At 72.8% G+C, this 26247-nt stretch carries 22 protein-coding genes; 19 read left to right on the plus strand and 3 right to left on the minus strand.

What is annotated here, in order from left to right; genetic code table 11:
• Positions 1 to 54: 54 nt before the first annotated feature.
• The 3 genes from QFZ82_RS26565 (at position 55) to hemW (ending at position 5417) form a co-directional block, all read left to right on the plus strand.
• Complete coding sequence (locus QFZ82_RS26565; RefSeq protein ID WP_307715547.1) at positions 55 to 1944, plus strand: long-chain fatty acid--CoA ligase; 1890 nt, start codon at positions 55 to 57, stop codon at positions 1942 to 1944.
• A gap of 209 nt (positions 1945 to 2153) precedes the next feature.
• Entirely contained in the window at positions 2154 to 4157 is a 2004-nt protein-coding gene (locus tag QFZ82_RS26570) for a SpoIIE family protein phosphatase (protein WP_373429445.1), read from the plus strand.
• A gap of 27 nt (positions 4158 to 4184) precedes the next feature.
• Positions 4185 to 5417 carry a radical SAM family heme chaperone HemW gene (gene hemW, locus QFZ82_RS26575; protein WP_307715548.1) on the plus strand — a complete coding sequence of 411 codons (1233 nt, stop codon included), beginning with the start codon at positions 4185 to 4187 and terminating at the stop codon, positions 5415 to 5417.
• Positions 5418 to 5459: 42 nt separating this feature from the next.
• On the opposite strand, the gene QFZ82_RS26580 is transcribed toward hemW, so the two are convergent.
• Positions 5460 to 6269 carry a DUF3097 domain-containing protein gene (locus QFZ82_RS26580; protein WP_307715549.1) on the minus strand — a complete coding sequence of 270 codons (810 nt, stop codon included), beginning with the start codon at positions 6267 to 6269 and terminating at the stop codon, positions 5460 to 5462.
• 26 nt (positions 6270 to 6295) lie between these two features.
• Entirely contained in the window at positions 6296 to 7018 is a 723-nt protein-coding gene (locus QFZ82_RS26585; RefSeq protein WP_307715550.1) for an MBL fold metallo-hydrolase, read from the minus strand.
• A 165-nt stretch (positions 7019 to 7183) separates the two neighbouring features.
• On the opposite strand from QFZ82_RS26585, the gene hrcA reads away from it, so the two are divergent.
• The 9 genes from hrcA (at position 7184) to QFZ82_RS26630 (ending at position 18037) form a co-directional block, all read left to right on the plus strand.
• Positions 7184 to 8200, plus strand: a complete 1017-nt coding sequence (gene hrcA, locus QFZ82_RS26590; protein ID WP_307715551.1) for a heat-inducible transcriptional repressor HrcA — start codon at positions 7184 to 7186, stop codon at positions 8198 to 8200.
• Positions 8201 to 9337 carry a molecular chaperone DnaJ gene (dnaJ, locus tag QFZ82_RS26595; RefSeq protein ID WP_307715552.1) on the plus strand — a complete coding sequence of 379 codons (1137 nt, stop codon included), beginning with the start codon at positions 8201 to 8203 and terminating at the stop codon, positions 9335 to 9337. It begins immediately after the preceding gene.
• A 413-nt stretch (positions 9338 to 9750) separates the two neighbouring features.
• Positions 9751 to 10824: a nitronate monooxygenase gene (locus QFZ82_RS26600; protein WP_307715553.1), complete on the plus strand. Its 1074-nt coding sequence runs from the start codon at positions 9751 to 9753 to the stop codon at positions 10822 to 10824.
• On the plus strand, positions 10821 to 11564 hold the full coding sequence (locus QFZ82_RS26605; protein WP_307715554.1) for a 16S rRNA (uracil(1498)-N(3))-methyltransferase: 744 nt from the start codon (positions 10821 to 10823) through the stop codon (positions 11562 to 11564). The genes QFZ82_RS26600 and QFZ82_RS26605 overlap by 4 nt, the downstream gene beginning before the upstream one ends.
• Before the next feature lie 119 nt (positions 11565 to 11683).
• Complete coding sequence (locus QFZ82_RS26610) at positions 11684 to 12202, plus strand: hypothetical protein (RefSeq protein WP_307715555.1); 519 nt, start codon at positions 11684 to 11686, stop codon at positions 12200 to 12202.
• Between the two features lie 45 nt (positions 12203 to 12247).
• Positions 12248 to 15448: a S41 family peptidase gene (locus QFZ82_RS26615; protein ID WP_307715556.1), complete on the plus strand. Its 3201-nt coding sequence runs from the start codon at positions 12248 to 12250 to the stop codon at positions 15446 to 15448.
• A 281-nt stretch (positions 15449 to 15729) separates the two neighbouring features.
• Positions 15730 to 16089 (plus strand): histidine triad nucleotide-binding protein, encoded by a 360-nt coding sequence (locus QFZ82_RS26620; RefSeq protein WP_307715557.1) that lies wholly within the window; start codon positions 15730 to 15732, stop codon positions 16087 to 16089.
• A 15-nt stretch (positions 16090 to 16104) separates the two neighbouring features.
• Positions 16105 to 17013 (plus strand): ribonuclease Z, encoded by a 909-nt coding sequence (locus QFZ82_RS26625; protein WP_307715558.1) that lies wholly within the window; start codon positions 16105 to 16107, stop codon positions 17011 to 17013.
• Between the two features lie 25 nt (positions 17014 to 17038).
• Complete coding sequence (locus QFZ82_RS26630) at positions 17039 to 18037, plus strand: adenosine deaminase (RefSeq protein WP_307715559.1); 999 nt, start codon at positions 17039 to 17041, stop codon at positions 18035 to 18037.
• Positions 18038 to 18044: 7 nt separating this feature from the next.
• Here QFZ82_RS26630 and QFZ82_RS26635 read toward each other — a convergent pair whose 3' ends face one another.
• Complete coding sequence (locus tag QFZ82_RS26635; RefSeq protein ID WP_307715560.1) at positions 18045 to 19328, minus strand: YncE family protein; 1284 nt, start codon at positions 19326 to 19328, stop codon at positions 18045 to 18047.
• A 152-nt stretch (positions 19329 to 19480) separates the two neighbouring features.
• Between QFZ82_RS26635 and QFZ82_RS26640 the strand changes: the two genes are divergently transcribed.
• The 7 genes from QFZ82_RS26640 (at position 19481) to QFZ82_RS26670 (ending at position 26123) form a co-directional block, all read left to right on the plus strand.
• Positions 19481 to 20131 carry a TetR/AcrR family transcriptional regulator gene (locus QFZ82_RS26640; RefSeq protein ID WP_307717849.1) on the plus strand — a complete coding sequence of 217 codons (651 nt, stop codon included), beginning with the start codon at positions 19481 to 19483 and terminating at the stop codon, positions 20129 to 20131.
• 112 nt (positions 20132 to 20243) lie between these two features.
• Positions 20244 to 21533 carry a glucarate dehydratase family protein gene (locus tag QFZ82_RS26645; protein WP_307715561.1) on the plus strand — a complete coding sequence of 430 codons (1290 nt, stop codon included), beginning with the start codon at positions 20244 to 20246 and terminating at the stop codon, positions 21531 to 21533.
• A gap of 163 nt (positions 21534 to 21696) precedes the next feature.
• A complete protein-coding gene (locus QFZ82_RS26650) occupies positions 21697 to 22803 on the plus strand; it encodes a carbohydrate kinase family protein (protein ID WP_307715562.1) in 1107 nt (368 codons plus the stop codon).
• A 145-nt stretch (positions 22804 to 22948) separates the two neighbouring features.
• The gene (locus QFZ82_RS26655) at positions 22949 to 23962 is read left to right on the plus strand and encodes a PhoH family protein (RefSeq protein ID WP_177152432.1); all 1014 of its coding nucleotides are present in this window, start codon (positions 22949 to 22951) and stop codon (positions 23960 to 23962) included.
• Positions 23963 to 23974: 12 nt separating this feature from the next.
• Positions 23975 to 24472 carry an rRNA maturation RNase YbeY gene (gene ybeY, locus QFZ82_RS26660; protein WP_307715563.1) on the plus strand — a complete coding sequence of 166 codons (498 nt, stop codon included), beginning with the start codon at positions 23975 to 23977 and terminating at the stop codon, positions 24470 to 24472.
• Positions 24469 to 25773, plus strand: coding sequence for a hemolysin family protein (locus QFZ82_RS26665; RefSeq protein WP_307715564.1), 1305 nt, complete (start codon positions 24469 to 24471; stop codon positions 25771 to 25773). Before ybeY ends, QFZ82_RS26665 begins: the two co-directional genes overlap by 4 nt.
• Positions 25770 to 26123 (plus strand): MmcQ/YjbR family DNA-binding protein, encoded by a 354-nt coding sequence (locus tag QFZ82_RS26670; RefSeq protein WP_307715566.1) that lies wholly within the window; start codon positions 25770 to 25772, stop codon positions 26121 to 26123. The genes QFZ82_RS26665 and QFZ82_RS26670 overlap by 4 nt, the downstream gene beginning before the upstream one ends.
• Positions 26124 to 26247: the final 124 nt, after the last annotated feature.

Raw genomic sequence — 26247 nt, forward strand, 5'->3', positions numbered from 1 at the left:
CGCCAGTTAAACAACCAGCCAGTCGTGCATGTTGCCGCAGGCCCGGAGGACGTCGTGAGCGAAACCCAGACCCAGATCGAGAACCGACCGCCATCGGTGGCGACTCTCTTCACCGAGCGCGTGGCCGCCACGCCGAACGGCGAGGCCTACCGCTACCCGGTGCCCCCCGCCTCGGGGACGGGCCCCGACGACTGGAAGTCCCTGAGCTGGGGGCAGGCCGCCGAGAGGGTCTACGCCATCGCGGCCGGCCTGATCGACCTCGGCGTCAACCCCGAGGAGCGGGTCGCGCTCGCCTCCTCCACACGGGTGGAGTGGATCCTCGCCGACCTCGGCGTCATGTGCGCGGGCGGCGCGACCACCACCGTCTACCCGTCGACCAACGCCGAGGAGTCGGCGTACATCCTCGCCGACTCCGAGAGCCGGGTGCTGATCGCGGAGGACGCCTCCCAGCTGGCCAAGGCGCGCGAGAGGCGCGCCGAACTGCCCGAGCTGAAGCACGTCGTCGTCATCGACCCCGCCGGTGTCGAGCCGGACGCCGCCGAGCCGGAGGGCTGGGTCCTCACCCTGGCCGACCTGGAGGCGCGCGGCGCGGAGTACCTCGAGAAGCACCCCGAGGCCGTCAAGGAGCGGGTCGCGGCCATCACCGCCGACCAGCTCGCGACGCTCATCTACACGTCCGGCACCACGGGCCGCCCCAAGGGTGTGCGGCTGCCGCACGACAACTGGTCGTACATGGCGAAGGCCACCGCCGCGACCGGGCTCGTCACGCAGGACGACGTCCAGTACCTGTGGCTGCCGCTCGCGCACGTCTTCGGCAAGGTGCTGACCTCAGGTCAGATCGAGGTCGGACACGTCACCGCCGTCGACGGCCGGGTCGACAAGATCATCGAGAACCTGCCGGTGGTCCAGCCGACCTACATGGCCGCCGTGCCCCGCATCTTCGAGAAGGTCTACAACGGGGTCGCCGCCAAGGCGCGGGCCGGCGGCGGCGCCAAGTACAAGATCTTCCAGTGGGCCGCCGGCGTCGCCCGCGAGTACGCCAAGGTCTCCCAGGACAACTTCCGCCGCACCGGCAAGGCCTCGGTGCCCTTCGGCCTCGGCGCCAAGCACAAGGTCGCCGACGCCCTCGTCTACGCCAAGCTCCGCGACGCCTTCGGCGGCCGGCTGCGCGCCGCCGTCTCCGGCTCCGCCGCGCTCGCCCCCGACATCGGCTACTTCTTCTCCGGCGCGGGCATCCACATCCTGGAGGGCTACGGCCTCACCGAGTCGAGCGCCGCCTCCTTCGTCAACCCCGGCGAGGCGTACCGCACCGGCACGGTCGGCAAGCCGGTGCCCGGCTGCGAGGTGCGCATCGCCGACGACGGCGAGATCCTGCTGCGCGGCCCCGGCATCATGGAGGGCTATCACAAGCTGCCCGAGAAGACGGCCGAAGTCCTGGAGCCCGACGGCTGGTTCCACACCGGCGACATCGGCGAGCTGTCCGCGGACGGCTACCTGCGGATCACCGACCGCAAGAAGGACCTGATCAAGACCTCCGGCGGCAAGTACATCGCACCGGCCGAGGTCGAGGGCCAGTTCAAGGCCGTGTGCCCGTTCGTCTCGAACATCCTCGTCCACGGCGCGGACCGGAACTTCTGCACCGCGCTCATCGCCCTCGACGAGCCCACGATCCTCGGCTGGGCCGAGGAGAACGGCCTGGGCGGCAGGTCCTACGCGGAGGTGGTCGCCTCGCCGCAGGTCGAGCAGCTCATCGACGGTTACGTGAAGCGGCTCAACGAGGGCCTGCAGCGCTGGCAGACCATCAAGAAGTTCCGGCTGCTGCCCCGCGACCTGGACATCGAGCACGGCGAACTGACGCCCAGCCTCAAGCTGAAGCGCCCGGTCGTCGAGCGGGAGTACAAGGACCTCATCGACGAGATGTACGCGGGGTCCCGCGAGGACTGATCCGTCTTGACGCGGGGATACGCCGCACGGCCGGCGACACGGGCGTGCGGCGTGATCCTCGCAACACACCCTCGCGACCAGCGAGAACATAAAACGGCTCCACCCAGTTCGGTGACTCCGTGCTTATGAACGGGCTCTGTCTGTCACCCTGTCGGTGTCATAGCGGCGTACACAGCACCGACCAGGAGCCGCACGTGGGGTCCATTCCGTTGCAGCGGGACACCGGCAACCGGCCCGCACCCATGTCCGCCGGATGGCCGGACGCCGACGGCGCCGGGGTACGCGTGAGCCTGCCCGGAAGCCTTCTGGCGCCCGGCACCGCGCGGCGTCTCGTCCGCACGGCCGTCGCCGAGTGGTCCGGACTCGGGCTGTTCGACGCATGCTCCTGCTGCGACGGCCCGGCCGGCGGCTGCCCGCCCGGCACCTTCTGCCCCGAGCGGCTCGCGGACGACGCCGCACTCGTCGCCGGCGAGCTCGTCACCAACGCCGTCGTCCACGCGGGCACGGCCGCCGAGCTCGTGTGCCGGTACGAGCGACCCGTCGAGGACACCGCAGACGCCGGCTGCGAGTCCGCCGCCGTGATCATCGAGGTCTCCGATCACCATCCCGACCGGCCCGTCCACAGCCATCCGCACGGCTTCGACCAGTCCGGCACCCTCGACTACGGACGCGGCCTCCATCTCGTCGCGGCCCTCGCCGAACGCTGGGGCATCACCTACCGTGCCGCGCTCAAGACCGTATGGGCGCGGCTGCCGCTCGACGGCCGCGGCAGCCGGCCGCGGACCGGCGACGAGCCCGCGGACCTGCACGGGCCCGCGTCCGTCGGCGGCACCGCCCCCGAGGCGCCCGCCCAGGGGCGGGACAACCACGAATGGCTCGCCCGCGGAGGGGCCGCCTCCTTCCTGGCCGAGGCGTCCGATCTGCTCGCCGGCCAGCTCGACGAGAACATGGTCGCCGCCCTCGCCGGACAGCTCCTCGTGCCGCGCCTCGCCGACTGGTGCGCCGTCTGGCTCGACGACGAGACCGGCCGGCACGGGCTGCGCGAGCCCGGCCGCACGGCCCCCGCGCCGCGTCTCGCCGGTGTCTGGCACCGCGACGAGTCCGCCGTGGAGCACCTGCGGGCGGCTCTCGGCACGGAGGCGCCCAAGCCGCCCGACCCCGGCTTCCAGGGCTCCGTACCCGTCCCGTGGCCGGCCGCGTCCCGGGACGGCGTCCCGGCTGCGGACGGGGGCGGCCACGGGAGCAGCGGGGCGGCCCTCGCGTACCGGCTGGCCGCCGGCGGGCGCGTGCTCGGCGTGCTCGTCGTCGCGCAGCAGGACACCGCCCGGCTGCCGGACGAAGTGACCGCGCTCGTCGAGGACTTCGCCCGCCGGGTCGCGCTCGCGATCAGTGCCGCCCGCGAGTACACCCGGCAGGCGACCATCAGCCGCGTCCTCCAGCGCGGGCTGCTGCCCAGCAGGGTCGGGCAGATCCCCGGCGTCGACACCTGCCTGGTGTACGAGCCGAGCGGCGACGGCGTGGCAGGGGGCGACTTCTACGACGTCTTCCCCGCCGGGTCGAGCGGCCGCTGGTGCTTCGTGCTCGGCGACGTCCAGGGCAGCGGCCCCGAGGCCGCCGTCGTGACCGGGCTCGCCCGCCCCTGGCTGCGGCTCCTCGCCCGCGAGGGCTACCAGGTCGGCCAGGTGCTCGACCGGCTCAACGGCCTGCTCCTCGACGACGCCATGGAGGCCGCCGAGGCCGCCGCCCTGCTCGTCACCGGCGGCCACGGTCCCGGCCTGCCGGACGGACACCACTCCCGCTTCCTGTCCCTGCTCTACGGCGAGGTCGTGCCCTCCCCGGACGGCCGCGGCGGTGCCCGGTGCACCCTCGCGAGTGCCGGTCATCCCCTGCCGCTGCTGCTGCGCCCCGACGGCACGGTCACCGTGATCGCCGAGCCGCAGGTGCTCCTCGGGGTGGTCGACGACGTCGCGTACCGGAGCAGCACGTTCGACCTGGCACCGGGCGAGACGCTGCTGTGCGTCACGGACGGGGTGACCGAGCGGCGCTCCGGCCCCCGGATGTTCGACGACGAGGACGGTCTCGCGACCGTACTCGCCGGATGCGCGGGGCTGTCGGCGAAGGGCGTGGCGGAACGGATCAGGGCCGCCGTGCACGCGTTCGCGCAGACGCCGCCCGGGGACGATCTGGCGCTGCTGGTGCTCCAGGCGGGATGACGCCGCGGGTGACGGACAATGGGGGGCATGCCTTCCGTACTGCCCGACGGTGAGCCCGTGCCCGAGGACGGCTCGCTGCCCGCGTCCGCCCTCGACGGCGCGGGTGACCGGCCCCTCGCCTTCTACCTGCACGTGCCGTACTGCGCGACGCGCTGCGGCTACTGCGACTTCAACACCTACACGGCGACCGAGCTGCGCGGCTCGGGCGGCGTGCTCGCGTCCCGCGACAACTACGCCGAGACGCTCGCCGACGAGATCCGGCTGGCCCGCAAGGTCCTCGGCGACGACCCCCGCCCGGTGCGGACCGTGTTCGTCGGCGGCGGCACACCGACGCTGCTCGCGGCCGGCGACCTCGTACGGATGCTGGACGCGGTACGGGAGGAGTTCGGGCTCGCCGACGACGCGGAGATCACCACGGAGGCGAACCCGGAGTCGGTCGGCCCGGAGTATCTCGCGGCCCTGCGGGCCGGGGGCTTCAACCGGATCTCCTTCGGCATGCAGAGCGCGCGGCAGCACGTGCTGAAGGTGCTCGACCGCACGCACACGCCGGGCCGGCCGGAGGCATGCGTCGCGGAGGCGCGGGCGGCGGGCTTCGAGCATGTCAACCTCGACCTGATCTACGGCACGCCGGGCGAGAGCGACGACGACTGGCGGGCGTCCCTGGAGGCGGCGGTCGGCGCGGGACCGGACCATGTGTCGGCGTACGCGCTGATCGTCGAGGAGGGCACGCAGCTGGCGCGGCGCATCCGGCGCGGCGAGGTTCCCATGACCGACGACGACGTCCACGCCGACCGCTACCTGATCGCGGACGAGGTGCTGTCGGGCGCCGGATACGAGTGGTACGAGGTCTCCAACTGGGCCACCTCGAAGGCCGGCCGCTGCCTGCACAACGAGTTGTACTGGCGCGGCGCGGACTGGTGGGGAGCGGGCCCGGGAGCGCACAGCCACGTGGGCGGGGTGCGCTGGTGGAACGTGAAGCACCCCGGCGCGTACGCGGCGGCGCTCGGGCAGGGGCGGTCGCCGGGTGCGGGCCGCGAGGTGCTGACGCCGGAGGACCGCCGGGTGGAGCGGATCCTTCTGGAGCTGCGGCTGCGGGACGGCTGCCCTCTCGATCTCCTGCGGCCCGCAGGCCTGGCCGCGGCGCGCCGCGCCCTCGCCGACGGGTTCCTGGACCCCGGCCCCTACGCGCGGGGCCGCGCGGCGCTGACCCTGCGGGGACGGCTGCTGGCGGACGCGGTGGTGCGGGACCTGGTGGACTGAGGGGCCAGGCCGTAGGGGGGCGGGGTGGGGAAGAACTCCCGCTCACACCCCCGGCGCCGTCACGAAGTCGATCAGTTCCTCCACCCGTCCCAGCAGCGCCGGCTCCAGGTCCTTGTAGGAGCGCACGTGGGACAGGATGTGCTGCCACGCAGCCCCCGTGCCGGACGGCCAGCCCAGGGCCCGGCACACCCCCGTCTTCCAGTCCTGGCCGTGCGGGATCCTCGGCCACGCCGCGATGCCCAGCGACGACGGCTTCACCGCCTCCCACACGTCGATGTACGGATGGCCCACGACCAGCACGTGCGGGTTCGTCACCGAAGCCGCGATGCGGGACTCCTTGGAGCCGGCGACCAGGTGGTCGACCAGCACGCCCAGGCGGGCGTCCGGGCCCGGGGCGAACTCCGCGACGATCGACGGGAGATCGTCGATGCCCTCCAGGTACTCCACGACCACGCCCTCGATGCGCAGGTCGTCTCCCCACACCCGTTCCACGAGCTCGGCGTCGTGGCGGCCCTCCACGTAGATCCGGCCGGCGCGGGCGACCCGGGCGCGGGCGCCGGGGACCGCGACCGAGCCCGAGGCCGTACGCGCGGGGCGGGCCGGCGCCGGCGCGGACGGGCGGACCAGCGTGACGACCTTGCCCTCCAGCAGGAAGCCCCTCGGCTCCAGCGGGAAGACCCGGTGCTTGCCGAAGCGGTCCTCCAGCGTCACGGTGCCCGCCTCGCAGCGGATCACCGCTCCGCAGAAGCCGGTCGCGACCTCCTCCAGCACGAGGTCGGGCTCCGCGGGGACCTCCGGGACCGGTGCCGACCGCTTCCACGGAGGTGTCAGGTCAGGGCTGTAGCTGCGCATGTCGGATGACGATACGACCGGTCGCCCTACGACACGCCGAAGCGCGCGGCGAGCTCGTCACGCTGCGTCCGCACGAACGCCGCGTCCACCGCCGCCCCGTGCCCCGGCACGTACAGCGCGTCCTCGCCGCCGAGCGCGAGCAGGCGGTCGAGCGCCGCCGGCCAGCGCGAGGTGATCGCGTCCGGGCCCGCCTGCGGCTCGCCCGACTCCTCCACCAGGTCGCCGCAGAAGACGACCTCCGGCTCGCCGGGTACGAACAGCGCGAGGTCGTGGCCGGAGTGGCCCGGGCCGACGTTGGCCAGCAGCACCCGGCGGCCGCCCAGATCGAGCGTGTACTCCCCGCTCACCAGGTGGTGCGGCAGCGCCAGCAGATCGGCCGCCTCCGCCGCCGCGGCCGCCGGGACCCCGTGCCGCACCGCGTCGGCGCGGATCGCGTCGCGTTCGCGGCGCAGCAGCGCGTCCATGCCGACCGCCCCGTAGATCTCCGCACCGGCGAACGCCGCCGTGCCCAGCACGTGATCGAAGTGCGGGTGGCTCAGTGCGATGTACGTCACGCGGCGCCCGCCCGCCAGCGCCTGCGCCTGTACGCGGAGCTCGGCGCCCTCGCGGATCGTCGAGCCCGTGTCGTACAGCAGGACGTGTTCCTCGCCCAGCACCAGGCCGACGGTCGCGTCCCAGGCCGGCATCCTGCGCTGGCCGACTCCGTCGGCCAGCCGTTCCCACCCGAAGTCTTCCCAAGCGGCGTCCATACGGCGACGCTATCCGCATCGACCAGCACAGGTCTCGCGGTAGCGTGGTCGGCCGCCCTTGCTAGGGGCGTACCCCGCCGCCGTACACTGGCCGGGGGGAAGCTGGCACTCGGCCGTATCGAGTGCCAGGACACACACCGAGACCGGCAGCTGGAGGTGCGCGAGATGCTCAGCGAACGCAGACTCGAAGTCCTGCGCGCCATCGTCCAGGACTACGTCGGCACCGAGGAGCCCGTCGGTTCCAAGGCGCTGACGGAGCGGCACAAGCTCGGTGTCTCCCCCGCCACCGTCCGCAACGACATGGCCGTGCTGGAGGAGGAGGGCTACATCGCCCAGCCCCACACCAGCGCCGGCCGCATCCCCACGGACAAGGGCTACCGGCTGTTCGTCGACAAGCTGGCCGGCGTCAAGCCGCTGTCGTCCCCCGAGCGCCGGGCCATCCAGAACTTCCTGGACGGAGCCGTCGACCTCGATGACGTCGTGGGCCGCACGGTCCGCCTGCTCGCGCAGCTGACCCGGCAGGTCGCCGTCGTCCAGTACCCCTCGCTGACCCGCTCGACGGTCCGGCACGTGGAGCTGCTGTCGCTGGCTCCCGCCCGGCTGATGCTCGTGCTGATCACGGACACCGGCCGGGTCGAGCAGCGGATGGTCGACTGCCCCGCGCCGTTCGGCGAGACCTCGCTGGCCGACCTGCGGGCCCGGCTCAACAGCCGCGTCGTCGGCCGCCGCTTCGCGGACGTGCCGCAGCTCGTGCAGGACCTGCCCGAGTCGTTCGAGACGGAGGACCGCGGCACGGTCTCCACCGTGCTCGCGACCCTGCTGGAGACGCTGGTCGAGGAGACCGAGGAGCGGCTGGTGATCGGCGGCACCGCCAATCTCACCCGCTTCGGACACGACTTCCCCCTGACGATCAGGCCGGTGCTGGAGGCGCTGGAGGAGCACGTCGTGCTGCTCAAGCTGCTCGGCGAGGCCAAGGAATCGGGCGTGACCGTGAGGATCGGGCATGAGAATGCCCACGAGGGACTGAACTCCACGTCCGTCGTCTCGGTCGGCTACGGTTCGGGCGGCGAGGCAGTCGCCAAACTCGGCGTGGTCGGACCGACCCGCATGGACTACCCCGGAACGATGGGAGCGGTACGCGCAGTGGCACGTTACGTCGGACAGATCCTGGCGGAGTCGTAAGTGGCCACGGACTACTACGCCGTACTCGGCGTGCGCCGCGACGCATCGCAGGACGAGATCAAGAAGGCCTTCCGCCGCCTCGCGCGCGAACTCCACCCGGACGTGAATCCGGACCCGAAGACGCAGGAGCGCTTCAAGGAGATCAACGCCGCGTACGAGGTGCTCTCGGACCCGCAGAAGAAGCAGGTCTACGACCTCGGCGGTGACCCTCTGTCCCAGGCCGGCGGCGGTGGCGCGGGCGGCTTCGGCGCGGGCGGCTTCGGGAACTTCTCGGACATCATGGACGCCTTCTTCGGCACGGCGTCGCAGCGCGGACCCCGTTCGCGTACGCGGCGCGGCCAGGACGCCATGATCCGCCTGGAGGTCGAGCTCAACGAGGCGGCCTTCGGCACGACGAAGGACATCCAGGTCGACACGGCCGTGGTGTGCACGACGTGCTCCGGCGAGGGCGCGGCGCCCGGCACCTCCGCGCAGACCTGTGACATGTGCCGCGGCCGCGGTGAGGTCTCGCAGGTGACGCGGTCCTTCCTGGGCCAGGTCATGACGTCCCGTCCGTGTCCGCAGTGCCAGGGCTTCGGCACCGTCGTGCCGACCCCGTGCCCGGAGTGCGCGGGAGACGGCCGGATCCGGTCGCGTCGCACGCTCACCGTGAAGATCCCCGCGGGTGTCGACAACGGCACGCGCATCCAGCTGGCGGGCGAGGGCGAGGTCGGCCCGGGCGGCGGCCCCGCCGGTGACCTGTACGTCGAGATCCACGAGATCGCGCACCCGGTCTTCCAGCGGCGCGGCGACGACCTGCACTGCACGGTGACGATCCCCATGACGGCGGCGGCACTGGGCACGAAGTGCCCGCTGGAGACGCTCGACGGCATGGAGGAGGTCGACATCCGGCCCGGCACGCAGTCAGGCCAGTCGATCCCGCTGCACGGGCGCGGCATCACGCACCTGCGGGGCGGCGGCCGGGGCGACCTGATCGTCCACGTCGAGGTGACGACGCCGACGAAGCTGGACCCGGAGCAGGAGCGGCTGCTGCGGGACCTGGCGAAGCTGCGGGGCGAGGAGCGGCCGACGGGTCAGTTCCAGCCGGGGCAGCAGGGGCTGTTCTCGCGCCTGAAGGACGCGTTCAACGGGCGTTAGCCCGTGGGGGTTTCCCCACCCCGCCCCTTCCCGCCCCGGGGCTCCGGTCCCGGTCCCGGTCCCGGTACCGCGCGCCGCGTGAGCCGAGGGGCGCCGGTTCGGGCCCCTGCCCCGTCTCGTACCGCGCTGCGCGCCTGGCGGGCGCGAGGCCCCGCCGCGGGCCTGTGGGGGGCTCCGGCATCGGCGCACACTTCGGTGCGGGCGCTTTCGGGGCTCCGCCCCGGACCCCGCGCCTCAACGCCGGCGAGGCTGATTTCGCGGAGCGAAATCAGCCCCGCCTGGGGCCCCTCCCACGGCCGCCGGGCCGTAGGGCAGGGCGGGAGGGCAGCCCCGCCGCAGGCGCCGCCGTGTGCGTCCCGGCGGGGCGGAATCCTGGATTCGGTCGGGGGGCCGGGGCATGCGACGATGCCTGCATGTCGTCCGCGCTGACCGGTCTTTGCCGTTATCCGATCGTGCAGGCCCCCATGGCCGGCGGTGCATCCTGTCCGGAGCTCGCCGCCGCCGTGTCCGACGCCGGCGGGCTCGGGTTCCTCGCCGCCGGGTACAAGACGGCGGACGGCATGTACCAGGAGATCAAACAGATCCGCAGCCGCACGGCGAGCCCCTTCGGCGTCAATCTGTTCATGCCGCAGCCCGGCACCGCCGACCCGGCGGCCGTCGAGGTCTACCGGCATCAGCTCGCCGGTGAGTCCTCCTGGTACGACACCCCGCTGGGCGACCCCGACGCGGGGCGGGACGACGGCTACGAGGCCAAGCTCGCGATCCTGATCGACGACCCCGTCCCGGTCGTCTCCTTCACCTTCGGCTGCCCTTCGCGCGACGCCCTCGCCGCCCTGTCCGCCGCGGGCACGATCACGGTGGTCACCGTCACCACGCCGGAGGAGGCGCAGGTCGCGCAGCGGGCCGGTGCCGACGCCGTGTGCGTGCAGGGCATCGAGGCGGGCGGCCACCAGGGAACGCACCGCGACGACCCGGCCGCGGACGGCTCCGGCATCGGGCTGCTCTCCCTGATCACCCTCGTGCGCGAGGCGGTGCACCTTCCGGTCGTCGCGGCCGGCGGCCTGATGCGGGGCGCGCAGATCGCCGCGGTGCTGGCGGCGGGAGCGAGCGCCGCGCAGCTCGGCACGGCGTTCCTCGTCTGTCCCGAGTCCGGGGCGAACGCCCTCCACAAGCGGGCCATGACCGATCCCCTGTTCGCCCGCACCGCGTTGACCCGCGCCTTCTCCGGGCGGCCGGCGCGCGGGCTGGTGAACCGCTTCATGCACGAGCACGGCCCGTACGCCCCCGCCGCCTACCCCGAGGTCCACCACCTGACGAGCGGGCTGCGCAAGGCGGCGGCGAAGGCCGGGGACCCGCAGGGCATGGCGCTGTGGGCCGGGCAGGGCCACCGGTTGGCCCGCGAACTGCCCGCGGGGCGGCTGGTGGAGCTCCTCGCCGCGGAACTGGACTCCGCGCGGGCCGCGCTGGCGCTGGGCGGTGCGCGATGACCGCCCCCGTGTTCGTCGTCGAGTCGCTCGAAGGCGTCGCGCCGGGCGGTGTCGTCACCCTGGACGGCCCCGAGGGACGGCATGCCGTGTCCGTACGGCGGCTGCAAGCGGGCGAGGAGATCGTCCTGACGGACGGTCAGGGGCGTGGCGCGGCGGGCTCGGTGCTGGCCACCGAGGGCAAGGACCGGCTGACTATCGAAGTGCGGGAGTGCCCGGCCGAGCCGGAACCCGCGCCGAGGATCACCGTCGTCCAGGCGCTGCCCAAGGGTGACCGCGGCGAACTCGCCGTGGAGACGATGACGGAGACGGGCGTGGACGCCGTCGTGCCGTGGGCGGCCGCGCGCTGCATCACGCAGTGGAAGGGCGAGCGCGGGGCCAAGGCGCTGGCCAAATGGCGTTCCACCGCGCGGGAGGCGGGCAAGCAGTCCCGCAGGCTGCGCTTCCCCGAGGTCGCGGAGGCGGCGACGACCAAGCAGGTGGCGGCGCTGCTGGCGGCCGCGGACTTCGCGGCCGTGCTGCACGAGGAGGGCGCGGAGCCGCTGGCCACCGCCGAACTCCCCGCACAGGGCTCGATCGTGCTGGTCGTCGGCCCGGAGGGCGGCGTGTCCCCGCAGGAGCTGGAGGCGTTCGCGGAGGCGGGCGCGAAGCCGTTCCGCCTGGGCCGCAGCGTGCTGCGCACGTCGACCGCCGGAACCGCGGCGACGGCACTGTTGCTGGGCCGCACGGGCCGCTGGTCCTGACGGGGAGGTGCAGCGCGTCGGCACGGGTGGCCTTCCCGGTCATGGGCCGACCGTAACGCGCACCACGCTGGCCACAACCGTCCTTTTCCCGCGCCCTCGTGGATGGCACCCTGCCACCCATGAGTGTGCTCAGAACCGTGGTCGCCGCCGGCGCCTGCGGAATCGCCGTCGCGAGCCTCGCCGCCTGCGAGCCGGCGGCCGGCGGGCTCGACTCCGCCGCCGTGGCCGTCACCACCGACCGGACCGCGACCGCCACGCTGGAACGGCTGACCTTCGACGTGGCGTGGCTCAGCTGCACCGCCGTCGTGAACAGGGGCGCGAGCCCGTCGGGCGCCACCACGGCACCGGGCAGCGCGACGGTCGACTGCCGGGGAGAGACCGCATCCGGCCAGACCATCACCATCAAGGGCGAGGTGACCGACGAGCGCGCCGGACAGTGCGTACGCGGTGATCTGACCGCCCGGATCGACAGGAAGGTCGTCTTCCAGGCGACCATGCTCGGCGACTGCTCCGCCGTGCCGAGCAGCACCGCGCCCGGCACGAGGGGGCCCGGGACCACCACCCGGCCCGGGCCGGGCCCCACCGTCACCGTCACCGTCACCGAGACCGTCACCGTGACCGCCGTTCCGGCCAAGTGATCCAAAGCCCCCCGCGCAGGGCCTCCACCTGCCTAGGGTGACGGTGTGACGCACCCTGCCTACCTCCGGTTTCCCCATCTGCACGGCGAGTCGATCGCCTTCACCGCCGAGGACGACGTCTGGGTGGCGCCGCTCGACGGCGGCCGCGCGTGGCGCGTCAGCGCCGACGACGTGCCCGTGAACCATCCGAGAATCTCGCCCGACGGCACGCGCATCGCCTGGACCTCGTACCGCGACGGCGCGCCCGAGGTGCACGTCGCGCCCCTCGACGGCGGGCCGTCGGACCGCCTGACCCACTGGGGCAGTTACAAGACCTCCGTACGCGGCTGGACCCCGGACGGCCACGTCCTCGCGCTCACCAGCCACGGGCAGGCGTCGTTGCGCCGCACCTGGGCGCAGGCCGTGCCCCTCGACGGCGGCCCCGCCACCACCCTTCCGTACGGGCTCGTCGGCGACGTCGCCTTCGGCCCGCAGACGCTGCTGCTGTCGGCGACGATGGGACGCGAGGCCGCGGCCTGGAAGCGCTACCGGGGCGGCACCGCGGGCAAGTTGTGGATCGACGCGGCGGGCGACGGAGAGTTCGTACGCCTCCACGAGGACGTCGACGGCAACATCGAGTACCCCCTGTGGGTCGGCGACAGGATCGCGTTCCTGTCCGACCACGAGGGAGTCGGCGCGCTGTACTCCTCGCTGCCCGACGGCTCCGACCTGCGCCGGCACACCGGCGTCGAGGGCTTCTACGCCCGCCACGCCGCCACCGACGGCACCCGCGTCGTCTACGCCTGCGCCGGCGAACTGTGGATCCTCGACGATCTGGCCGGCGCCGAGCCGCGCCGGCTCGACATCAGGCTCGGCGGTCAGCGCACCGATCTGCGGTCCCGGCCCGTCGACGCCGACCACCACCTCGGTGACGCCGCCCCCGACCACACCGGCCGCGGCAGCGCCGTCGAGGTCCGCGGCGGCATCCACTGGGTCACCCACCGCGGCGGGCCCGCGCGTTCGCTCGCCGTGGAGCCCGGCGTGCGCTCCCGGCTGCCGCGCACTTTCCGCGTGGACGGCGAGGAGCACGTCGTCTGGGTGACCGACGCCGAGGGGGACGACGCGCTCGAGTTCGCGCCGGCGACCGGCCCCGCCGCGGGCGCCACGCCCCGCAGGCTCGCCGCGGGCCGGATCGGCCGCGTTCTCAGCCTCGCCGTCGCGCCCGACGGCAGCCGCGCGGCCGTCGCCTCGCACGACGGCCGGGTGCTGCTCGTCGAGCGCGAGTCCGGCGAGGTCCGCGAGGTCGACCGCAGCGAGCACGGCGACGCCACAGGGCTCGTCTTCTCACCCGACTCGGGCTGGCTCGCCTGGTCGCACCCCGGCCCCAGCCCGCTGCGTCAGATCAAACTCGCCAACACCGGTGATCTGACGGTCTCCGAGGCGACACCGCTGCGGTTCAAGGACTTCCAGCCCGCCTTCACGCTCGACGGCAAGCACCTCGCCTTCCTCTCCGAGCGGTCCTTCGACCCGGTCTACGACACGCACGTCTTCGACCTCGCCTTCGTCGGCGGCTGCCGGCCGCACCTGATCACGCTCGCCGCGACGACGCCCTCGCCGTTCGGCCCGCAGCGGCACGGGCGGGCCTTCGACCCGGACAAGGACGGTGCGTCCGACTCCGCGGCGGACGAGGGCGCCGCGCCCGTCACCCGTATCGACCTCGACGGACTCGCGGACCGCATAGTGCCGTTCCCCGTCGAGGCCGCCCGTTATTCGACGCTGCGCGCCGCGAAGGACGGGCTGCTGTGGCTGCGGCACCCGCTGCGCGGAGTCCTCGGCGCGGCCCGTGCGACGCCCGACGACCCCGGCCCGAAGACCGCGCTGGAGCGGTACGACCTGGCCCAGCAGCACATGGAGGAACTCTGCGGGGACGCCGACTACTTCCGTGTCAGCGGTGACGGCAAGCGGATCCTGCTCCACACCGACGACACGCTCAAGGTCGTCCCCAGCGACCGGCGCGCCTCCCGCGACGAGGACTCCGACACCAACATCACCGTCGACCTCAGCCGCGTGCGCCGGACGATCGACCCGGCCGCCGAGTGGCGGCAGATGTACGACGAGGCCGGGCGGCTGATGCGCGACCAGTTCTGGCGCGCCGACCTCGGCGGCGTCGACTGGGACGGGGTGCTGGAGCGGTACCGGCCGGTGCTGGCCCGCGTCGCCACCCATGACGACCTGGTCGACCTGCTGTGGGAGGTGCACGGCGAACTCGGCACCTCGCACGCGTACGTCATGCCGCCGGGCGGCTACGGCAGCGGCGCGACCCGGCAGGGGCTGCTCGGCGCGGACATCTCCCGCGCGGAGGACGGGTCCTGGCGGATCGACCGCATCCTGCCCTCGGAGACGTCCGACCCGCACGCCCACTCACCGCTCGCGGCGCCGGGCGTCGCCCTGCGCGCGGGAGACGCGATCGTCGCCGTGGACGGGCGGCCCGTCGACTCCGTGAGGGGCCCCGGGCCGCTGCTCGTCGGCTCGGCGGGCAAGCCCGTCGAACTCACCGTGTCCCCGGCGGGCGGCGGCGACCCGCGCCACGCGGTGGTGGTGCCCCTCGCCGACGAGGAGCCGTTGAGGTACCACGCCTGGGTGGCGGACCGGCGGGCGTACGTGCACGAGAAGTCGGGCGGACGTCTCGGCTACCTCCATGTCCCGGACATGCAGGCGCCCGGCTGGGCCCAGATCCACCGTGACCTGAGGGTGGAGGTGGCGCGCGAGGGTCTGGTCGTCGACGTACGCGAGAACCGCGGCGGCCACACGTCGCAGCTCGTCGTCGAGAAGCTGGCCCGCCGCATCGTGGGCTGGGACCTGCCGCGCGGGATGCAGCCGTCCAGCTACCCGCTGGACGCTCCCCGGGGGCCGGTGGTGGCCGTGGCGAACGAGTTCTCCGGCTCGGACGGCGACATCGTGAACGCGGCGATCAAGGCGCTCGGCATCGGCCCGGTGGTGGGCACGCGGACCTGGGGCGGTGTGGTGGGCATCGACAGCCGCTACTCCCTGGTCGACGGCACGCTGGTGACCCAGCCCAAGTACGCGTTCTGGCTGGAGGGTTACGGCTGGGACGTGGAGAACCGCGGCGTGGACCCGGACGTGGAGGTGGTGCCGACGCCTCAGGACTACGTGGCGGGGCGGGACCCGCAGCTGGACGAGGCGATCAGGATGGCGCTGTCGGCGCTGGAGGAGACGGCGGCGAAGTCGCCGCCGCGGCTGCCGTGACCGGGGGCGGTGGCACCTGCGGCGGGCTCTTCCCGGTGTCCTCGATCGCCGGACGGGCTGCCGTGCAGCCCCGCCGGCGATCGAGGCGCGGGGGTCCGGGGGCGGAGCCCCGGTTACGGGATGGGGGTACCTCCCACGGCCGCCAGGCCGTCGGGGGAGGGCGGGTGGGGAAAGGCGCCCCGCAGCGGCCCCGCCCTCGCGCGGGGCCAGGGCCGCGCGCCTCCGCACGGCCGATAGCATGCCGTCAGCAGTGACACCCACCCGCGAGGAGGCGCCCCCGCATGGCCGGAGAACCGCAGGCGGACTGCCTGTTCTGCAAGATCGCCTCAGGGGAGGTCCCCGCCACCATCGTGCGCGAGACCGCGACCACCGTCGCCTTCCGGGACATCAACCCCCAGGCCCCCACCCACGTCCTGGTCATCCCCAGGGCCCACTACCGCGACGCCGCCACCCTCGCCTCCGCCGCGCCGGAGCTCGCCGCCGACGTGCTGCGGGAGGCCGGTGAGGTCGCCGCCGACGAGAAGGCCGACGCGACCGGCTACCGCGTCGTCTTCAACACCGGCGCCGGTGCGGGGCAGACCGTCTTCCACGCCCACGCCCACGTGCTCGGCGGCCGCGGTCTCGAGTGGCCCCCCGGGTAGGGGCGGGGCAGCGCAGTGTCCGTACGTGAACTGGTGGTGCTCGGAACCGCCAGCCAGGTCCCGACCCGGCACCGCAACCACAACGGCTATCTGCTGCGCTGGGACGGCGAGGGCATCCTCTTCGACCCCGGCGAGGGCACCCAGCGGCAGATGTTGCGCGCCGGCGTGTCCGCGCACGACATCGACCGGATCTGCGTCACGCACTTCCACGGCGACCACTCCCTGGGCCTGGCCGGGGTGATCCAGCGGATCAACCTCGACGAGGTCCCGCACCCGGTCGTCGCCCACTACCCCGCGAGCGGGCAGCGCTTCTTCGACCGGCTGCGGTACGCGACGGCCTACCGCGAGACCGTGCCGCTCGTCGAGACGCCCGTCGCCGCCGACGGCGTCCTCGCACGGGCGGGCGCGTACACCCTGGAGGCGTACCGGCTGTCCCACCCCGTCGAGTCCTACGGTTACCGGCTCGTCGAGCCGGACGGCCGCCGGATACTGCCCGAGCGGCTCGCCGCGCACGGCATCAAGGGCCCGGACGTCGGCCGGCTCCAGCGCGACGGGGCGTTCGGCGGCGTCACGCTGGACGACGTCAGCGAGGTCCGCCGCGGGCAGCGGTTCGCCTTCGTCATGGACACCCGGCTCTGTGATGGCGTCCACGCCCTCGCCGAGGGCTGCGACATGCTGGTCATCGAGTCCACGTTCCTCGACGAGGACGTGCGGCTGGCCACCGAGCACGGTCACCTGACCGCAGGTCAGGCCGGCCGGGCCGCCCACGAGGCGGGCGTACGGCACCTCGTCCTCACGCACTTCTCGCAGCGCTACACGGACGCCGCCGACACCTTCGAGCGCCAGGCCCGCGCCGCCGGGTTCGAGGGCGAGATGACCGTCGCCCGGGACCTGTGGCGCATCCCCGTGCCCAAGCGCTCCTGAAGGCGCTGCGGCCTAGAATCGGGTCATGCCCCTCCCCAAGGCCGAACTGCACCTTCACATCGAAGGCACCCTGGAGCCGGAGCTCGCCTTCGCCCTCGCCGCGCGCAACGGCGTCGAACTCCCCTTCGCGGACACCGCCGAGCTGCGGAACGCCTACGACTTCAAGGACCTCCAGTCGTTCCTCGACCTGTACTACGGGCTGATGGCCGTGCTGCGCACCGAGGACGACTTCGCCGAGCTGGCGGACGCCTATCTCGCGCGCGCAGCCGACCAGGGCGTACGCCACGCGGAGATCTTCTTCGACCCGCAGGCGCACACCGCCCGCGGTGTCCCGATCGGCACGGTGATCGAGGGCCTCGGACGGGCGCTGGACGGAGCCCGCGACCGGCACGGCGTCTCCACGCGCCTGATCATGTGCTTCCTGCGCGACGAGCCGGCCGAGTCCGCGCTGGCGACGCTGCGGGAGGCGGAGCCGTATCTGCGCCGGATCACGGGCGTCGGTCTCGACTCGGCGGAGGCCGGGCATCCGCCGTCGAAGTTCCGGGAGGTCTACGAGGCGGCGGCCGCCCTCGGGCTGCGCCGGGTCGCGCACGCGGGGGAGGAGGGCCCGGCGGCGTACGTCCGCGAGGCGCTGGACGTCCTCGGCGTCGAGCGGATCGACCACGGGCTGCGCTCCATGGAGGACCCCGACCTGGTGGCGCGGCTGGTGCGCGAGCGGGTGCCGCTGACGCTGTGCCCGCTGTCCAACGTCCGGCTGCGGGCCGTCGACACGCTCGCGGACCATCCGCTGCCCAGGATGATGGCCGCCGGCCTGATGTGCACGGTCAACTCCGACGACCCCGCCTACTTCGGGGGCTACGCAGGCGACAACTTCCGTGCGGTGCGCGAGGCGTTGCCGCTCGGGGACGAGGAGCTGCGCGAACTGGCCCGCAACTCCTTCCTGGCGTCGTTCCTCGACGACGAGGAGGAGCTGCGGGCCCGGTATCTGGCCGAGGTGGAGGCCTACGACTTCGGGCTGGGCTGACGAGCCGTCAGCGGCTCGCCGGTCCCGTCCAGTCCGCCGGGACACGGGCGATGCGGACCCGCTGCGGATGGTCGCCTACGGCCACGGTCGCGACCTTTCGGCCGGTCGCGAAGTCGATCGCGGTGACGGCGTCCGCGCCGCTCTCCGAGATCACGCACGAACTGCCGTCGCCGCTCACCGTGGCCCAGTACGGCTTCGAGGCCAGCACCGGCGGGCTCTCCCGGAGTGTGGCGCGGTCGACGATCGTCGCGTAGTCGTCCATCGTCCCGGCGACGCAGAGCCTGTCGCCCCGGGGGCTCATCGACATGCCGTGGTGGCGTGAGTCGTTGACCCAGGTGGTGCGGTCCTCGCTGGTCGCCGGGTTCTTCGGCAGTTCCTTCACGCGGGTGACCTTGTCGGCGGCGACGTCGTACTCGACGAAGCCGTTGAAGAACGACACCTGGAAGTACAGCCGGGACTCGTCCGGCGTGAACGCGACGGGACGGACCGCGTCGGACAGGTCCCGGCGGCCGAAGGCGTCCAGGCGCTGACGCATGTCGATCACCTTGACCTGCTGATACGTCCGCGCGTCGACGACGGTGATCCGGCGGTCGCCCTTCGTCCAGTCCAGCCAGGGCGCGTCGAGCGCGGTGGTGACCTCGCCGATCGACATGTTCCACAGATACCTGCCGCCGTCGGTGAAGACGTTCTCGTGCGGCTTGTCACCGGTCGCGAACGAGCCGACCTGTCGGCCGGTGGTGATGTCGAGGACGTGCACGGTGTTGGACGTCGACGCGGAGACGGCGACGCGGGTGCCGTCGGGGGAGACCGCCATGTGGTCGGCGCGGAAACCGGACACCGGGAAACGCCAGTTGAGCCTGCCGGTGGCGAGGTCGATGGAGACGACGTCGGCGAAGCTCGGCCGGGAGACGACCATGGCCCTGCCGTCCGGCGTCGCGTACATGTCGTCGACGAACTGGTCGTGCCCCTCACCGGGGCCCTGCCGGACGCCGAGGAAGAAGGCGAGCCTGACGGGGTCGAGGTAGATCTCCCGCAGCCGCTCCTCCTTGTCCGGGACGACGTTCACCCGGCCGATCCGCCCGAAGTCCCCCTCGGCCTCGATGACATCGGCGGTGCCGTCCCAGTTGTTGCCGACGAACATGACCTCGCGCAGCGCGACCCCGCCGGCCGCGTGCTGCGTGTGCGTCGTATCGGTCGTGCCCTCCGCGTGGGCCGGGAGCGCGGCGCCGGCCGCGAGGGCCAGGGCGGCGGCGATCGCGCCTGCGGTCCGCCTGGTGCGGGACAGAGACATGGTCCTTCCTTCCGGGCGGGCGGCCGGTCCGAGCACCGGCGCAGTCTGAAAACAAGCGCGTTCAGATCGGGGTACTGGAAAGTAACGAGTGGTGGGAGACTCCACAAGACTGTGGACACGACAAAATGAGCCAGGTCTACGAGGGAGGGTCATTGGCGGGCAGACTCAAGGCCCCGAGGGGCCGTTACGGGGGCAGGTCGGCCGAAGAGCGCCAGGCCGAACGGCGGCAGCGGTTCCTCGACGCGGGCCTGCGGCTGTTCGGCGACAGCCCCGGCTACCGGGCGACGACGGTCGCGGCGCTCAGCGAGGCGGCGGGCCTGTCGACCCGGCAGTTCTACGAGGAGTTCCGCACGCTGGAGGACGTGCTCGCGGCGCTCCATCTCCAGGTCAACGACTGGGCCGAGGAGGCGGCGCTGGCCGCGCTCGCGCAGGCGGAAGGGCTGGCGCCGGCGGAACGGGCGACGGCGGTCTTCCGGGCCTACGCGGCGAACGTGACCGGTGATCCGCGGCGTATCCGCATCACCTTCACCGAGATCGTCGGAGTGAGCCCGGCGATGGAACGTCAGCGGCTGGCCCGCCGCGCCCGCTGGGTGGACTTCATCTGCGCCGAGGCGGCGCGGGCGGTGCAGCGGGGCGAGGCCGAGCCGCGTGACTACCGGATCGCCGCGGCGGCGTTCATCGGCAGCGTCAACGGCCTGCTGCACGACTGGACCGCCGGATGGGTGGACGCGACGCTCGACGAACTGGTCGACGAACTGGTGCGGATGCTGCTGGGCATTCTGCGTCCCATGCCGCCGCTCTGACGTCGTTCACTTATCTGGACATCGCGCCGGTAAGTCGGGCCCATTGACCACCATGGTTCGCGTATCTAATCTCTGTTCTCATACATGTACGCCATATTCATGGGGAGACAGCATGGGCCCGGACCTGACCATCGCCGAGGTGCGGCTCACACCGGTGCTGGTGGCAGATCCGCCGCTCCTCAACACCCAGGGCGTGCACCAGCCGTACACCCCGCGGCTGATCGTCGAGATCGTGACCGCGGACGGCGTGAGCGGCGTCGGGGAGACGTACGGGGACACCGCGTACCTCGCGCTCGCACGGCCGTTGGCCGAGGCGCTGGCCGGCAGTCGGGTCTGTGACGTCAACGCGCTGCCCGCCCTCGCCGCGCGCGTCTGCGGCGACCCGCCCGAGGTGACCAGTGCGGACGCCGTCGACGCGGGAGGACTGCGCGGCGCCCAGACCGCCGGAAAGCTCCGCCTCTCCGTCGTCTCCGCCTTCGAGGTCGCCTGCCTCGACGCCCTCGGCAAGGCGCTCGGACTGCCCGTGCATGCGCTGCTCGGAGGCAGGGTGCGCGACGAAGTGGACTACAGCGCCTACCTCTTCTACCGCTGGACCGGACACCCCGGCGGCGCGGGCGAGCCCGACGACTGGGGCGCCGCCCTCGATCCGGCCGGCATCGTCGCCCAGGCGCGCCGTTTCGTCCGCGAGCACGGCTTCACGTCCTTCAAGCTCAAGGGCGGCGTCTTCCCGCCCGATCAGGAGGTCGCCGCGATCCGCGCCCTGGCCGACGCCTTCCCCGGCCGCCCGCTGCGGCTCGACCCCAACGGCGCCTGGTCCGTGGAGACATCCCTGAAGGTCGCCGGAGAGCTCGACGGCGTCCTCGAGTACCTGGAGGACCCGACCGGCTCGACGGCGGGCATGGCCGAGGTCGCCGCGGGCACGGACATGCCGCTCGCCACCAACATGTGCGTCACCCGCTTCGCCGAGATCCCGGAGGCCTTCCGCCGGGGCGCGGTACAGGTCGTCCTCTCCGACCACCACTACTGGGGCGGGCTGCTCGCCACCCGTGAACTGGCCGCCGTCTGCCGGACCTTCGGGGTCGGCCTGTCGATGCACTCCAACACCCACCTGGGCATCAGCCTCGCCGCGATGACGCATGTCGCGGCCGTCGTCCCGAACCTCGACCACGCCTGCGACAGCCACTACCCGTGGCAGACGGAGGACGTGATCACCGAGCGGCACGTCTTCGAGGACGGCCGGCTCGCGGTGAGCGATCTGCCCGGCCTCGGCGTGGAACTCGACCGCGACCGGCTCGCCCGCCTGCACCGGCGGTGGCTGGACGACGACGGCTCGCTGCGCGACCGCGACGACGCGGCGGCCATGCGGGCCGCAGAGCCGGACTGGTCGCCGGGCCGCTGGTAGCCGCCGCCGACGGCCGGGGGCTCGGGCCGGCCGGGCGCGGCCGCCGGGCCGGCGAAGCCCCCGCCCCCTTGGGGACGTGAACCACGTCCCCGGGAACGTCAACGCGCCGCGTCGTTTCGGGCAGACTGGCCTGATACTGCACCACGTACTCGGAGCGCGCACGGTGACCATTCGCGACGGACAGCACCTGTACTCGGCGGCCGGCCTGGACCCTCTGGCCGCCCTGCGCACGCCTGCCGATCCGCCTTGCGACGTCTACCTCACGGGCAGCGTCTTCCTCGACATCATCTTCACCGGCCTCGACTCCGCGCCTGTCCGGGGCACCGAGTCCTGGGCGAGCGGCATGGGCTCCAGCCCCGGCGGCGTCGCCAACATGGCCACCGCACTCGCCCGTCTCGGGCTGCGGACGTCACTGGCCGCGGCCTTCGGCGACGACCACTACGGCGAGTACTGCTGGGACGCGCTGGAACAGGGCGAGGGCATCGACCTCACGCTGTCCCGCACCGTCCCCGGCTGGCACTCGCCCGTCACCGTCTCTATGGCCTACGAGGGCGAGCGCACCATGGTGTCCCACGGACACGAGGCGCCGCCGGCCGAGTCCGCCCCGGAATGCCCGCCGCCCGCGCGCGCGGCGATCGCCTCCCTCGCCCCCGACCGCGCCGAGTGGATCGCCCAGGCCGCCCGCAAGGGCACCCGGGTCTTCGCGGACGTCGGCTGGGACGAGAGCGGCCGCTGGGACCCGGCCGACCTCGCCGACCTGGAGCACTGCGAGGCGTTCCTGCCCAACGCCGACGAGGCGATGCGGTACACCCGCACCGAGTGCCCGCTCGCCGCCGCCCACGCCCTGTCCGAGCACGTCCGGCTCGCGGTCGTCACGCTGGGTGCCGAGGGCGCGTACGCCGTGGACGGCGCGACCGGCGAGAGCGCGCAGGTCCCGGCCATCGAGGTGGAGGCGCTGGACCCGACCGGCGCGGGCGACGTGTTCGTGGCGGGCTTCGTCACGGGCACCCTCGCCGGCTGGCCGCTCGCCGACCGTCTCGCCTTCGCCGGGCTCACCGCGGCGCTGTCGGTGCAGGAGTTCGGCGGTTCGCTGTCCGCGCCGGGCTGGTCGGAGATCGCGGCCTGGTGGCAGTCGGTGCAGGGCCTCCCGGACCAGAACCCCGCCGCGCTGCGCCGCTACGCCTTCCTGGAGGACCTGCTGCCGGCCGCGGCCCGGCCGTGGCCGCTGCGCCGGGCGGTCCCCACGATCGGCTTCGGCCGCAACGGCTGAGCACGGTCCGGCCCCGATCCCGGCCCGCTCCGGGCGGAAAAGCCCTCGGTCCTGTCAGTGACAGGTCGTACCCTGGATGGTCCAGAGGTTGTCGAGCAGCGAGAACCCTGCAACGGGAGGTATGCGCAGGCCACAGAGCCGGCCCATGACTCAGACACCCACAGCCCAGACCCCAGCGCCGGGCCAGGCGCGAGCCCACTTCACCGTCCCCGCCAAGCATCCGATGGTGACGGTCCTCGGCTCTGGCGACGCCCTGCTGCGCGTGATCGAGAAGGCCTTCCCGGCGGCGGACATCCATGTCCGCGGCAACGAGATCAGCGCGGTCGGTGACGCCACGGAAGTCGCTCTGATCCAGCGCCTGTTCGACGAGATGATGCTCGTGCTCCGCACCGGGCAGCCGATGACGGAGGACGCAGTGGAACGCTCCATCGCCATGCTCAAGGAGGAGACCGGGGGCAAGGCCGTCGAGACGCCTTCGGAAGTGCTCACTCAGAACATCCTCTCCAGCCGCGGCCGCACCATCCGCCCCAAGACGCTGAACCAGAAGCGGTACGTCGACGCGATCGACAAGCACACAGTCGTGTTCGGCATCGGCCCCGCGGGCACGGGCAAGACCTATCTCGCCATGGCCAAGGCCGTGCAGGCGCTGCAGTCCAAGCAGGTCAACCGCATCATCCTGACCCGGCCCGCAGTCGAGGCCGGTGAGCGCCTCGGCTTCCTGCCCGGCACGCTGTACGAGAAGATCGACCCGTATCTGCGCCCGCTCTACGACGCGCTGCACGACATGCTCGACCCCGACTCGATCCCGCGCCTGATGGCCGCGGGCACCATCGAGGTCGCGCCCCTCGCGTACATGCGCGGCCGCACGCTCAACGACGCGTTCATCATCCTCGACGAGGCCCAGAACACGAACCCCGAGCAGATGAAGATGTTCCTCACACGGCTCGGATTCGACTCCAAGATCGTGATCACCGGTGACGTGACGCAGGTCGACCTGCCGGGCGGCACCAAGAGCGGTCTGCGTCAGGTCCGGGACATCCTGGACGGGGTCGACGACGTGCACTTCTCGTTGCTCACGTCGCAGGATGTCGTACGGCACAAGCTGGTCGGCCGTATCGTCGACGCGTACGAGCAGTACGACAGCCGCAACGGGAAGTAGAACAGCCGCACCATGTCGATCGACGTCAACAACGAGTCCGGAACCGAGGTCGACGAGCAGGCGATCCTCGACGTCGCCCGCTACGCGCTCGCGCGGATGCGTATCCACCCGCTCTCCGAGCTCTCGGTGATCGTCGTGGACGCCGAGGCCATGGAGCAGCTGCACATCCAGTGGATGGACCTGCCGGGTCCGACCGATGTCATGTCCTTCCCCATGGACGAGCTGCGTCCGCCGGCCAAGGACGAGGAGGAGCCCCCGCAGGGGCTCCTCGGTGACATCGTGCTCTGCCCCGAGGTCGCCAAGAAGCAGGGCGAGGACGCACCGACGCAGCACTCCATGGACGAGGAGCTCCAGCTCCTCACCGTCCACGGGGTGCTGCACCTGCTCGGATACGACCACGAGGAGCCGGACGAGAAGGCGGAGATGTTCGGGCTGCAGGCCGCGATCGTCGACGGCTGGCGGGCGGAGAAGGGCCTGACCGGCCCGTCCCCGGCGCCGACCGTCTCATGACCGGCCAACTGCTCGCGGGCGCCGTCGCGCTGGTCGTCGTCGCCTGGCTCGCCGCCTGCGCGGAAGCCGGACTCGCCCGGGTCTCCAGTTTCCGCGCCGCCGAGGCCGTACGGTCGGGGCGGCGCGGCGCCGCCAAGCTGGAGCAGGTCGCCTCCGACCCCACCCGCTATCTCAACGTCGCCCTGCTCGTGCGGGTCGCCTGCGAGATGGCGGCCGGCGTGCTCGTCACGTACGTGTGCCTGGAGGAGTTCGAGGAGACCTGGTCGGCGCTGCTCGTCGCCATCGCCGTGATGGTGCTCGTCAGTTACGTCGCCGTAGGCGTCTCCCCGCGCACCATCGGGCGCCAGCACCCGCTCAACACCGCGACCGCCGCGGCGTACGTCCTGCTGCCGCTGGCCCGGGTCATGGGGCCCGTCCCGCAGCTGCTGATCCTCATCGGCAACGCGATGACCCCCGGAAAGGGCTTCCGCAAGGGCCCGTTCGCCTCCGAGGCCGAGCTGCGGGCCCTGGTCGACCTCGCCGAGCAGGAGTCGCTGATCGAGGACGACGAGCGCCGGATGGTGCACTCCGTCTTCGAACTCGGCGACACCCTGGTCCGCGAGGTGATGGTCCCGCGCACCGACCTCGTGTCCATCGAGCGGTTCAAGACCGTGCGGCAGGCGCTGACTCTGGCGCTGCGCTCCGGCTTCTCCCGCATCCCCGTCACCGGGGAGAACGAGGACGACATCGTCGGCGTCGTCTACCTCAAGGACCTGGTCCGCAAGACGCACATCAACCGCGACGCGGAGGCCGACCCGGTGTCCACGGCGATGCGGCCCGCGATGTTCGTCCCGGACACGAAGAACGCGGGCGACCTGCTGCGCGAGATGCAGCAGAAGCGCAACCACGTCGCCGTCGTCATCGACGAGTACGGCGGTACGGCGGGCATCGTCACGATCGAGGACATCCTGGAGGAGATCGTCGGCGAGATCACCGACGAGTACGACCGCGAGGCGCCGCCGGTCGAGGAGCTCGGCGAGGGCCGCTTCCGGGTCACCGCGCGCCTCGACATCGGCGACCTCGGCGAGCTGTACGGCCTCGGGGCCGACGAGCTCGACGACGAGGACGTCGAGACCGTCGGCGGTCTGCTCGCCAAGGCACTGGGCCGCGTACCGATCGCGGGCGCGCGTGCGGTGGTGGACCTGCCGGACGGGCGCGCCCTGCGGCTGACCGCCGAATCGCCGGCGGGCCGCCGGAACAAGATCGTCACGGTGCTGTCGGAGCCGGCGGAACAGCCGGCGGAGAAGGGGGCGGCGGGATGAAGGCGCAGGACTTGCGGGCGTTCTGCCTCGGGTTCGACGCGGCGGTCGAGGAGTTCCCGTTCGGTCCCGAGACGTCGGTGTTCAAGGTGCTGGGGAAGATGTTCGCCCTCAGCGCGCTGGATGCGGAGCCGCTGACGGTCAACCTCAAGTGCGAGCCGGACCTGGCGGTCCAGCTGCGTGCGGAGCACGCGGCGATCGTGCCCGGGTGGCACATGAACAAGCGCCACTGGAACACGGTGACGGTGGGAGGGCTCCCGGACCGGATGGTCCGGGAGCTGATCGAGGACTCCTACGACCTGGTGGTGGCGGGCCTGCCCCGATCGGAACGCCTCCGCCTGGACCGCGCCTAGCGGGCCCGCCCTGCGGGCCGGGGCCCGCCCCTGCGGCCCCCGGCGGGGCGAGGCGCAGGTCCCCTGGCGGGCTCCTGCGTCTCGATCTCCCCCTACGGTCCGGCGGGCGTGTGTTGGGGTCTCC

The organism is Streptomyces sp. V4I23 (genome assembly GCF_030817975.1).
Classification (GTDB): domain Bacteria; phylum Actinomycetota; class Actinomycetes; order Streptomycetales; family Streptomycetaceae; genus Streptomyces.

What these genes read in the sequence shown, in the direction of transcription:
- hemW (WP_307715548.1), top strand. Translation starts at nt 4,185, where the DNA reads ATGCCTTCCGTACTGCCCGACGGTGAGCCCGTGCCCGAGGACGGCTCG.
- QFZ82_RS26580 (WP_307715549.1), bottom strand. Translation starts at nt 6,269, where the DNA reads ATGCGCAGCTACAGCCCTGACCTGACACCTCCGTGGAAGCGGTCGGCA.
- QFZ82_RS26585 (WP_307715550.1), bottom strand. Translation starts at nt 7,018, where the DNA reads ATGGACGCCGCTTGGGAAGACTTCGGGTGGGAACGGCTGGCCGACGGA.
- hrcA (WP_307715551.1), top strand. Translation starts at nt 7,184, where the DNA reads ATGCTCAGCGAACGCAGACTCGAAGTCCTGCGCGCCATCGTCCAGGAC.
- QFZ82_RS26600 (WP_307715553.1), top strand. Translation starts at nt 9,751, where the DNA reads ATGTCGTCCGCGCTGACCGGTCTTTGCCGTTATCCGATCGTGCAGGCC.
- QFZ82_RS26605 (WP_307715554.1), top strand. Translation starts at nt 10,821, where the DNA reads ATGACCGCCCCCGTGTTCGTCGTCGAGTCGCTCGAAGGCGTCGCGCCG.
- QFZ82_RS26610 (WP_307715555.1), top strand. Translation starts at nt 11,684, where the DNA reads ATGAGTGTGCTCAGAACCGTGGTCGCCGCCGGCGCCTGCGGAATCGCC.
- QFZ82_RS26620 (WP_307715557.1), top strand. Translation starts at nt 15,730, where the DNA reads ATGGCCGGAGAACCGCAGGCGGACTGCCTGTTCTGCAAGATCGCCTCA.
- QFZ82_RS26630 (WP_307715559.1), top strand. Translation starts at nt 17,039, where the DNA reads ATGCCCCTCCCCAAGGCCGAACTGCACCTTCACATCGAAGGCACCCTG.
- QFZ82_RS26635 (WP_307715560.1), bottom strand. Translation starts at nt 19,328, where the DNA reads ATGTCTCTGTCCCGCACCAGGCGGACCGCAGGCGCGATCGCCGCCGCC.
- QFZ82_RS26645 (WP_307715561.1), top strand. Translation starts at nt 20,244, where the DNA reads ATGGGCCCGGACCTGACCATCGCCGAGGTGCGGCTCACACCGGTGCTG.
- QFZ82_RS26655 (WP_177152432.1), top strand. Translation starts at nt 22,949, where the DNA reads ATGACTCAGACACCCACAGCCCAGACCCCAGCGCCGGGCCAGGCGCGA.
- ybeY (WP_307715563.1), top strand. Translation starts at nt 23,975, where the DNA reads ATGTCGATCGACGTCAACAACGAGTCCGGAACCGAGGTCGACGAGCAG.
- QFZ82_RS26665 (WP_307715564.1), top strand. Translation starts at nt 24,469, where the DNA reads ATGACCGGCCAACTGCTCGCGGGCGCCGTCGCGCTGGTCGTCGTCGCC.
- QFZ82_RS26670 (WP_307715566.1), top strand. Translation starts at nt 25,770, where the DNA reads ATGAAGGCGCAGGACTTGCGGGCGTTCTGCCTCGGGTTCGACGCGGCG.